The following is a 9,563-nucleotide window of genomic DNA, read 5'->3' on the forward strand; positions in this document are numbered from 1 at the left end:
GAGCGTCCTCGCCGTGCCGGCCGCCCGCCTCGCGCCCTACGCCCGCCGCGTGAAACCGGAATACCCCCGGCCCGGGCGCACCGGCTGGCGCCGATGGCTTCCCTCCTGGCGGCAGTGGCTCGGCGGCGCGGTCGCCGGTCTCGGTCTCAGCAGCCTCCTCCTCGTCGTCGCCTACGCGGCCACCGACATCCCGGACAACCTCAACTCGTACGCCACCCAGCAGGACAACGTGTACTTCTGGTCCGACGGGACACCCATGGCCCGTACCGGCTGGGTGCAGCGGCAGGCGATGCCGCTGCGGGACATCCCCGAGGACGTCCGCTGGGCGGTCCTCGCCGCCGAGAACGAGAACTTCTACAACGACCCCGGCATCTCCGTGATGGGCATCACCCGCGCCGTGCTCCGCACGTTCGGCCAGGGCGACACCCAGGGCGGCTCGACCATCACCCAGCAGTACGTCAAGAACGNNCCGCCCAGGCCTACTACGGCAAGGACGTCAACGAACTCAACGCCGGCGAGGCCGCGTTCCTGGCCGCCCTGCTCAAGGGTGCCGGCCTGTACGACCCGACCCTGAGCGGCGCCAACCGCGACCGTGCCGAGGAGCGCTGGTCCTGGACCCTCGACCGGATGGTCGACATCGGCAAGCTCTCGCCGGCCGAGCGGGCCACGTACAAGAAGTTCCCCGAGCCGCTGAAGAGCAACCCGCTGTACTCCACCGGTGAGCAGAGCGACTACCTGGTCGAACTCGCCTCCCAGTACGCCAAGAAGTCCGGGGAGATCTCCGAGAAGCAGTTCGATCTCGGCGGCTACCAGATCTACACGACCTTCGACAAGAAGCGGGAACGCCGGCTCACCGACGTCGTCACCAAGGCCCGCAAGAAGGCGCTGAAGGACGACCCGAAGACCGCGAGGACCGCGCACTACGGGGCCGCCTCGGTGGCCGCCGACGGCCGGATCCTCGCCGTCTACGGCGGCCCCGACCACCGCAAGCAGGGCTACAACGAGTCCAACGCCACGACCGTCCCGGCCGGTACGGCCTTCACGCCGTTCGTGTACGCGGCGGGACTGCAGCACGGCGTCCGCACCACCCGCGACGGAGAGCCGACGCCCGTCACCGGCGAATCCCCCTACAACGGCGACGACGACGTGCCGGTGCGCACACCGGAGGGGCCGTACTGGGACCGCAGCGGCCGCAAGGTCGCCGCCGGCAACGACGGGGACAGATCCTACGGGCAGATCTCCCTGCACCGGGCGATGGCACTCTCGGCGAACACGCCGTTCATGCAGCTCGGCATGGACACCGGCCTGGACAAGGTGCGCGCCACCGCCGTGGCCTCCGGACTGCTGCCCTCCAGCATCGGAGCCCGGGTGCCCGCCCTGTCGATGGGCAGCTCCACGCCCAGCGCCATCCGCATGGCCGGCGGCTACGCGACGTTCGCCGCGGCCGGCGAGCACACCGAGCCGTACTCGGTGCGCCGGATCACCCGCAACGGCGCCAAGATCCCCCTGGACCTGCCCGAGCCGCGCCGGGCGGTCCGCGCCGAGGTGGCCGAGGAGGTCACCTCCGCGCTCACGGACTGCTTCCGCACGGCCCACCCCGACGGCGCGCCCGCCACCGCGAAGGTGGCCGGGAAGCCCGGGACGACGGAGAAGGACACCGCCGCCTGGTACGTCGGCACGTACGAGTCCGTCTCCACAGCGGTCGTCGTCTACCGCATCGACCTCGCCGAGAGTCTCGAACCGCTGCCGCTGGACGCCGTCGCCGGAACCGCCGGCGACGGCGTCCCCTACGGCATCTGGTCCGGCGCCCTGGGCCTCCTCGGGTGACCACCGACCGGGCACCGCAGTCCCCCCACCGACTCTGGAGAATGAGCCGCACATGAAGCCATCGTCGGGGCGCCGCCGCAAGGCCCGGGCACCGCGTCGCACCGCCACCCTCCGCCCCGCGGTCCTGGCGTCGGCGGCGCTTCTCGTCGCCGGGTCGCTGACGGCGGGCTACCTGGTGCTGAACAGCACGGACGACACCGCGCCGACCGCTTCCTCGGGGGGCCGGAAGAAGGCGGCGGGGACCGCCACCGAGGAGCCGGACTGGGACGGCAGGACCAAGATCCTGGGGGACGGCTCCACCTCCTACACCGGCCCGCAGAAGGGCCGGTTGGAGCCGAAGCCGCTCAAGCCGGGCCAGAAACCTCCCCAGTTCGTCGTCTTCTCCTGGGACGGCGCACTGCAGGGCGACGACGGGCTCTTCTCGCACTTCCTGGACGTGGCCGAAGAGAACGACGCCCACATGACGTTCTTCCTCACGGGGATCTACCTGCTGCCGCAGACCAAGAAGGCACTGTACGACCCGCCCCAGCACGACCGGGGAGCCGCGGCGATCAGCTACCCCACCGACGAGCACATCCGCACCACGCTGGAGCAGCTGGGCAGGGCCTGGAAGAAGGGGAACGAGATCGGCACCCACTTCAACGGGCACTTCTGCAACGAGAAGGGCGGCGGCGACTGGAGCGTCGCGGAGTGGAAGAGCGAGATCGACCAGTTCAACTCCTTCGTGAAGAACTGGAAGACCAACACCGGCTACACGGACCTGCCCGCGCTGCCCTTCGACGTCGACAAGGAGGTCACCGGCGGACGCGCCCCCTGCCTGGAGGGCCAGGCGAACCTGCTGAAGGCCATCAAGGACTATGGCTACCGCTACGACTCCAGCTCCGCGGGAGACTTCCAGATATGGCCGGTCAAGAAGGGCGGCGTCTGGGACTTCCCGCTGCAGATGCTCCCGTACGAGGGCGGCAAGTACCAGGGTCTGTCCATGGACTTCAACTTCCTCTACAACCAGTCCGACGGCAAGACCGAGGGCGACCCGGCCATGTACCCCCAGTGGGAAGAGGAGACCGTCGACACCTACATGGCCGGGTTCAACCGCGTCTACCACGGCAGTCGGGCACCCCTGTTCATCGGCAACCACTTCGAGGAATGGAACGGCGGCATCTACATGCGGGCCGTGGAACGGACCATCGAGAACGTGTGCACCAAGAAGGACGTCCAGTGCGTGTCCTTCAAGGAACTGGCCGACTGGATGGACGTGCAGGCCCCCGCGACGCTGGAGCGGCTGCGCACCCTCGACCCGGCCCAGTCACCGGACTGGTCGACCGTCGTGCAGTGAGGCTCCGTCACCACATGGTCAACTGGCGCTCCCCTCTTCACAGTTGACGCACATCTCATGCGAGGATGCGCCTCCCGGCATCCCCCGCCGGGGCAAGAGGGGAACATCAGTGAAGTCAAGAAGAATAAGCCGCACGCGGCGCCGCGCCGCCATATTCGGGGCGGCCACCGCCTCCGTCGTCGCCGGAGCGGCGATGCTGCCCGGCTGGAGCGCGGGCGCCGCGGTCACCGACGACCCGACGGTGAACGCCAGGACCAAGGCCACCTTCCAGCAGCTCGCGGACGCGGTCTTCACCGACCGCACGGAGGCCCTGGTCGGCGGAGGCCAGGACGACCGGAACAAGCCGCTGACCGACGGCTTCTCCGGAAAGGTCCGGCTGTCCTCCGGCACGGCCCGCAGCGAGGACGCCGCACTGTCGACGCTGGACCGGCGCCGAGGCGAACTCGCGAAGTTGGGCGAGAAATACAGCAAGGGCAGCACGACCGTCACGCTGGGCGCCACGAACGTGAAGGGCCGCAAGGCGAAGGCCGAGGTCACCGAGACCACGACCCTCACCTACGAGAAGGTCCGCGGCGGTGAGCCGGGCACCACGGGGTTCCAGGCCCGCCACGAGCTGACGTTCACCGCGGACCGGAGCGGGAACTGGCAGCTGACCGGAATCCGCCCGGCCGACGAGGACAACCTCGCCGTGAACCAGACGACCGCGCCGCAGGCCACCGGTTCCGTGTCCGTGAAGTCGGCCACCACCACGCCTTCGGCGCCCAAGGCGTCGATCGCGTACCCCGGCCCGGCGAACCCGAAGAACCTCACCGCCGGCGGTCTGGACTACAAGGCGATGGCCGCCTACGCCAAGCGGTACTGGTCCGACTACAACCCGGCCTACCCGAACTACAACGGGGCGGGCGCGGGCGGCGACTGCACCAACTTCGTCAGCCAGGCCCTGAAGGAGGGCGGCTGGAAGCACGTCCCCGGCTACGTGTACGACTACACCCGGTGGTTCGGCAACGCCGACATCCAGTCGCATTCGTTCGTCGGCGTCAACGAGTGGTCCTGGTTCGCCCAGAACTCGGAGCGGACGACCAGCCTCGCCAACGTCCACCAGATGGACGTCGGAGACGTGCTCCAGATCGACTTCGACAAGGACGGGTCGAAGGACCACACCATGATCGTCACGTCCCGCAGCCAGGGCGTGCCGTATCTGACGTACCACTCCACCAACACCTACAGCAGGTCGGTGGCGAGCATCATCGCGTCGTACCCGAACGCGTCGTACTACGCCTACCGCACCTGACCGCCCGGCTCCGGCCGTGATGCGGCGGCCACGCCTCACCCGCGCACGGGCGAGGCGTGGCCGTGCGAAACGGCAGGGGGCCGCCGGACAGGGGTTCCGGCGGCCCCCCGGGCCGGATGGTGTCCCGCCGGCTGGTGAGAGGGATCTCCGCGATCCCGACGCCGCGGGGCCGGAGACGGGTGCCGTGCCGAAAGCCGTGAGCAGTCGGCGGGCATGTGTCACGCAAGCGCTCACATGAGCGGTATCAGGACAGTAGTGGCCGAAGTGCTCACGCTTTTGGTGCGGCGGACCGCCGCACCGGTCAGGAGACCCCCGTGAACCATTCCTCCCTCGGCGTCGTGCTGATGTCCGTCGGAGCCGTGGCCACCATGGCCGGAGCCCTCATGTACGTCCTTCCGGGTCCCGGCTTCCCCGTCCTGCTGGCGGGGCTGGCGCTCACGGCCTGCGGAGCCGCCGTACGGATCACCGGCGGCAGGTGAGACGGTCACTTCGCGACGTGCGTGAGGAAGGCGGTCCAGGAGGCGGGGGAGAGGGCGAGGCGCGGGCCGGCCATGTCCTTCGAGTCGCGTACGAGGACGGTGGCCGGGGCGGCGGCTATCTCGACGCAGTTGGAGGCGTCGGGGCTGTATGTGGATTTACGCCATTGGTCATCGGTCATGTGAGGCTCTCTCAGCTGTCTCGGGCGATGCGGCGGATCAGGTCGCGGGACTCGGCAGGTTCGAGGGCGTTCGACTCCATGCGGTCCAGCACTGAACGGTACTTGTCCAATTGGGCTTCCGCGTCGAGGAATTCGCACCCGTGGTGGGTGTCCAGCTGCACAGTGTCGAGCTGTGGGACAAGACCCAGCAGGTAGTCGATCGACTGTCCCGTCCCCGGGAAGGACCCCTTGCCGAACGGGATGATCCGAACGGTGACGTGGTCGAGTTCGCTCATGTCCAGCAGATGCTGGAGCTGGACGCGGACGATTGCGGGGCCGCCGTACCCCATGTGAAGAGCGGACTCGTGGATCACTGCCGTGTAAGGAGGCGGATCCTCGCGGTGGAGAATGGCTTGGCGCTTGATGCGATGGGACACGCGGTGCTCGATTTCGTGCTGCCGCAGTGGTGGCACCGCCTCGCGGAAGAGGGCGCGGGCATGGTCGGTGGTCTGCAGGAGGGCGGGGATGTGAACCACCAGTGCCACGCGCAGGGCTGCCGCATGATGCTCCAGTTCGGCGAGATCGATGAGGCCTACGGGCAGGTTCTCGCGGTACTCCTCCCACCAGCCCCGTGATCGCCGCCCGGTCATCGCGGCCAGGGCGTCGACGAGCGCGACGTCGGAGCAGGCGTATGTGCGTGCCATGGAATGGATCCGGTCGGCACTGACAGGTGTGCGGCCCGTTTCGATCATGCTGACGCGCGCCTGGTTGACGCCGAGCAACTCGCCGGCACCGGTGGCGGTGAGGCCGGCCCGCTCGCGAAGCTTGCGCAGCTCAGCGCCCAACCGCCGTTGCCGCAGCGTCGGATTGTTGGTGGGCGGCACGGCGTTTCCTTCCTGGCCGCAATGCGGCACCTCTCTCCCTCACACGAGTGAAACGTGGATGGATCCATTTGTTTTCGTAGGATCCATCTAACCATCCGCTCTACGGTGGTCACGTAACGCTCGACCGCCCGCTCCGGAAGCGCACCGTAACCGCGGCACTGCCACCGCCGGCGTCGCCGTTGAGCGAGTTCAAGTCACCTTTTCCCGTGGAGCCGTTCATGGTCACCGTAGCCCCGCCCCACCCCTGGGCGTACGCCCTTCGCTTGCCCCATGACCCTCGTGCCGTACGCGTCGCACGCATGACGGTGCGGGCCGTGCTCAGTGGGCACGGGAAGCAGGACGCCGTCGAGGCGGTGGAGCTGTTGACGTCCGAGCTGGTCACCAACGCCTACCGGCACACCAAGGGCCCCGCATCGTTGCGGCTCACCTGCCTGAGCGACGGCCGGCTGCGGGTCGGGGTGTGGGACAGCCATCCGCACATCCCCGCGCCGTTCGACGGGCCTCCCGGGGACCGGGGCGCGCTCGCCCCGGCCGGTGCCGAATCCGGGCGAGGGCTGCGCCTCGTGACGGAGTACGCGGACAGCTGGGGCGGGTGGGCGTTCGGGGACGGCGTGCTGGGGCGAAGTGCGGGGAAGCTGCTGTGGTTCGAGGTGGGCGGGCGGCGGGGCGCGGGGTGACACCCGACCGGTACGTCCGGCGCCTCTCGCCCCGCACCCGCCGGGAGTGAGAGCAACGTTCCCCGGTGGTCATCCGCTGCCACAGGGCGGAAACGCTGTCCTCCTACCTTCGGGGTCAGTCCCTCGCGGCATCCGTCCGCCGCGCCCCGGAGAACAGTGGAGGCGTCATGACAGCCCCTGGCGGTCGCTGGATCCAGCACTGGGACCCCGAGGACGAGGACTTCTGGAACCGGACCGGGGAGCCGATCGCCCGCCGGAACCTCCTCTTCTCCGTACTGTCCGAGCACATCGGGTTCTCGGTGTGGACGATGTGGTCGGTGCTGGTGCTCTTCATGGGCCCGGAGTACGGGCTGAGCCCGGCCGACAAGTTCCTGCTGACGTCCCTGGTGACGCTGGTCGGCGCCGTGGTCCGGGTCCCGTACACCTTCGCCGTCGCGGTGTTCGGCGGGCGGAACTGGACGGTGGTCTCCGCCGCACTGCTGCTCGTCCCGACGGTCGCCGCGTTCGCCGTGATGGAGCCCGGGACGTCCTTCTCCACGTTCCTGCTGGTCGGCCTGCTGGCCGGCATCGGCGGCGGCAACTTCGCCTCGTCCATGACCAACATCAACGCCTTCTTCCCGCTGCGGAAGAAGGGCTGGGCGCTCGGTCTGAACGCCGGCGGCGGCAACATCGGCGTCCCGGTGATCCAGCTCGCCGCCCTCGCGATCATCGGGGCGAGCGGCGGGCCCCGGGTACTGCTCGGCCTCTACATCCCGCTGATCGTCGTGGCCGCCGCGCTCGCCGCGCTGTACATGGACAACCTCGCCACCGCGCGCAACGACACCGGCGCAGCCAAGGACGCCGCGCGCGATCCGCACACCTGGATCATGTCCTTCCTCTACATCGGCACCTTCGGCTCGTTCATCGGCTACAGCTTCGCCTTCGGGATGGTGCTCCAGAACGAGTTCGGCCGGACCCCGCTGCAGGCCGCCTACGTCACCTTCGTCGGCCCGCTGCTCGGCTCCCTGATCCGCCCGGTGGGCGGACGGCTCGCCGACCGGTACGGCGGCTCGCGGATCACGCTGTGGAACTTCGTCGGCATGGGCGCGGCGACCGGGGTGCTGATCGTCGCCTCCATGCAGAAGTCGCTGGTGCTCTTCACCGTCGCCTTCGTGGTGCTCTTCGTGCTCACCGGCCTGGGCAACGGCTCGACGTACAAGATGATCCCGGGCATCTTCCAGGCCAAGGCGCTGGCCCGGGGGCTGAGCGGCGAGGAGGCGGCTGCCCACGGGCGCCGGCTGTCCGGGGCCTCCATGGGGCTGATCGGCGCGGTGGGCGCGCTCGGCGGCGTCGGCATCAACCTGGCCTTCCGTCAGTCCTTCCTCTCCTACGGCTCCGGTACCGGCGCGTTCGTCGCCTTCCTGGTCTTCTACGCGGTCTGCCTGGCGGTCACCCGGGCCGTATACCTTCGCCGCCCGGCGCGGCCGGCCGCCCCGACGGCCGTCGCGGAGGAGAAGCCCCGGCTCAGCTATGCCGAGGTGTGACGTAACACTGGTGACATGAAGCCGAACCGAACCTGTCACGGAGCGTTGGCAGGCTCGGTCGGCATGAGGACGAGCCGTGCCTCACGCAGCACACCGAAACGCAGCACACCGACTCGAGTGCGGGACGAGAGCGGGACGAGAACCATGCACGACGAACAGCAGAAACCCGACCGGCCCACGGAGCCGCCCACGGAGCAGGCCCCCGGCCACGGGCCGCTCGCGGGCTTCACCGTGGGCGTGACCGCCGCGCGCCGGGCCGACGAACTGGGCACGCTACTCCAGCGGCGCGGCGCCGCCGTCCTGCACGCCCCGGCGCTGCGGATCGTGCAGCTCGCCGACGACAGCGAACTGCTGGCCGCCACCAAGGAGATCATCGGACAGGCCCCGGACATCGCGGTCGCCACCACGGCGATCGGCTTCCGCGGCTGGGTCGAGGCCGCCGACGGCTGGGGGCTCGGCGACGATCTGCTGGCGCGGCTGCGCGGGGCGCGGATCCTGGCCCGCGGACCGAAGGTCAAGGGCGCGATCCGGGCCGCCGGGCTGACGGAGGAGTGGTCGCCGTCGTCGGAATCGATGGCCGAGGTCCTCGACCGGCTCCTGGAGGAGGGCGTCGACGGGCTGCGGATCGCCCTCCAGCTGCACGGCGAACCGCTGCCCGGGTTCGTGGAGTCGCTGCGGGCCGCGGGAGCGGACGTGGTGGGGGTGCCCGTCTACCGGTGGATGCCGCCGGAGGACATCGCCCCCGTCGACCGGCTGCTGGACGCCGTCGTCACCCGGACCCTGGACGCGGTCACCTTCACCAGCGCGCCCGCCGCCGCGTCCCTGCTGTCCCGCGCCGGTGAGCGAGGTCTGCTCGACGAGGTCCTCGCCGCCCTCGGACACGACGTCCTGCCCGCCTGCGTCGGCCCGGTCACCGCGCTGCCGTTGCAGGCCCGGGGCGTCGACACCGTCCATCCGGAGCGCTTCCGGCTCGGCCCCCTCGTCCAACTGCTCTGCCGGGAACTGCCGGGCCGGGCCCGCTCGCTGCCGGTCGCCGGGCACCGGGTGGAGATCCGCGGGCACGCCGTCGTGGTGGACGGCGAGCTGCGCCCCGTACCGCCCGCGGGCATGTCGCTGCTGCGGGCGCTGGCCCGCCGCCCCGGCTGGGTCGTCGCCCGCGCGGACCTGCTGCGCGCGCTGCCGGGCACCGGCCGCGACGAACACGCGGTGGAGACCGCGATGGCCCGCCTGCGCGCCGCCCTCGGCGCGCCCAGGCTGATCCAGACGGTCGTCAAGCGCGGCTACCGCCTGGCCCTGGACCCGCAGGCGGACGCGAAGTACGGGGACGACGCCTGAGCGCAGCCGGCCCAGGGGCGGGGCTCCGGACCGGGGACGGGACTCCGGTGCGG

Annotated in this window: 8 protein-coding genes and 2 pseudogenes; 8 read left to right on the top strand and 2 right to left on the bottom strand. The window is 70.2% G+C overall.

What is annotated here, in order from left to right; all coding sequences use genetic code 11:
- Positions 1–13: 13 nt before the first annotated feature.
- The 5 genes and pseudogenes from AOK11_RS44590 to AOK11_RS43340 all read left to right on the top strand — a co-directional run.
- Positions 14–467 (top strand): annotated as a pseudogene (locus tag AOK11_RS44590) (transglycosylase domain-containing protein); the annotation flags it as partial.
- 2 nt (positions 468–469) lie between these two features.
- Positions 470–1,827 (top strand): annotated as a pseudogene (locus AOK11_RS07685) (transglycosylase domain-containing protein); the annotation flags it as partial.
- Positions 1,828–1,879: 52 nt separating this feature from the next.
- Entirely contained in the window at positions 1,880–3,163 is a 1,284-nt protein-coding gene (locus AOK11_RS07690; RefSeq protein ID WP_055592889.1) for a polysaccharide deacetylase family protein, read from the top strand.
- A 109-nt stretch (positions 3,164–3,272) separates the two neighbouring features.
- Positions 3,273–4,454, top strand: coding sequence for an amidase domain-containing protein (locus AOK11_RS07695; RefSeq protein WP_055592890.1), 1,182 nt, complete (start codon positions 3,273–3,275; stop codon positions 4,452–4,454).
- A 314-nt stretch (positions 4,455–4,768) separates the two neighbouring features.
- Positions 4,769–4,933, top strand: a complete 165-nt coding sequence (locus tag AOK11_RS43340; protein WP_167353769.1) for a hypothetical protein — start codon at positions 4,769–4,771, stop codon at positions 4,931–4,933.
- Positions 4,934–4,938: 5 nt separating this feature from the next.
- On the opposite strand, the gene AOK11_RS38620 is transcribed toward AOK11_RS43340, so the two are convergent.
- Both AOK11_RS38620 and AOK11_RS07700 read right to left on the bottom strand, forming a co-directional pair.
- Positions 4,939–5,112: a DUF397 domain-containing protein gene (locus AOK11_RS38620; protein WP_063793437.1), complete on the bottom strand. Its 174-nt coding sequence runs from the start codon at positions 5,110–5,112 to the stop codon at positions 4,939–4,941.
- A gap of 11 nt (positions 5,113–5,123) precedes the next feature.
- The gene (locus AOK11_RS07700; protein ID WP_055592891.1) at positions 5,124–5,975 is read right to left on the bottom strand and encodes a helix-turn-helix domain-containing protein; all 852 of its coding nucleotides are present in this window, start codon (positions 5,973–5,975) and stop codon (positions 5,124–5,126) included.
- Positions 5,976–6,193: 218 nt separating this feature from the next.
- Here AOK11_RS07700 and AOK11_RS07705 point away from each other — a divergent pair, with 218 nt between their 5' ends.
- The 3 genes from AOK11_RS07705 to AOK11_RS07715 all read left to right on the top strand — a co-directional run bounded on the left by AOK11_RS07705 (position 6,194) and on the right by AOK11_RS07715 (position 9,510).
- The gene (locus AOK11_RS07705) at positions 6,194–6,652 is read left to right on the top strand and encodes an ATP-binding protein (RefSeq protein WP_055592894.1); all 459 of its coding nucleotides are present in this window, start codon (positions 6,194–6,196) and stop codon (positions 6,650–6,652) included.
- A gap of 167 nt (positions 6,653–6,819) precedes the next feature.
- Positions 6,820–8,175 carry a nitrate/nitrite transporter gene (locus tag AOK11_RS07710; protein WP_055592892.1) on the top strand — a complete coding sequence of 452 codons (1,356 nt, stop codon included), beginning with the start codon at positions 6,820–6,822 and terminating at the stop codon, positions 8,173–8,175.
- A gap of 144 nt (positions 8,176–8,319) precedes the next feature.
- Positions 8,320–9,510, top strand: coding sequence for a uroporphyrinogen-III synthase (locus AOK11_RS07715; protein ID WP_055592893.1), 1,191 nt, complete (start codon positions 8,320–8,322; stop codon positions 9,508–9,510).
- Positions 9,511–9,563: the final 53 nt, after the last annotated feature.

This window comes from Streptomyces hirsutus (assembly GCF_001418415.1).
Classification (GTDB): domain Bacteria; phylum Actinomycetota; class Actinomycetes; order Streptomycetales; family Streptomycetaceae; genus Streptomyces; species Streptomyces hirsutus.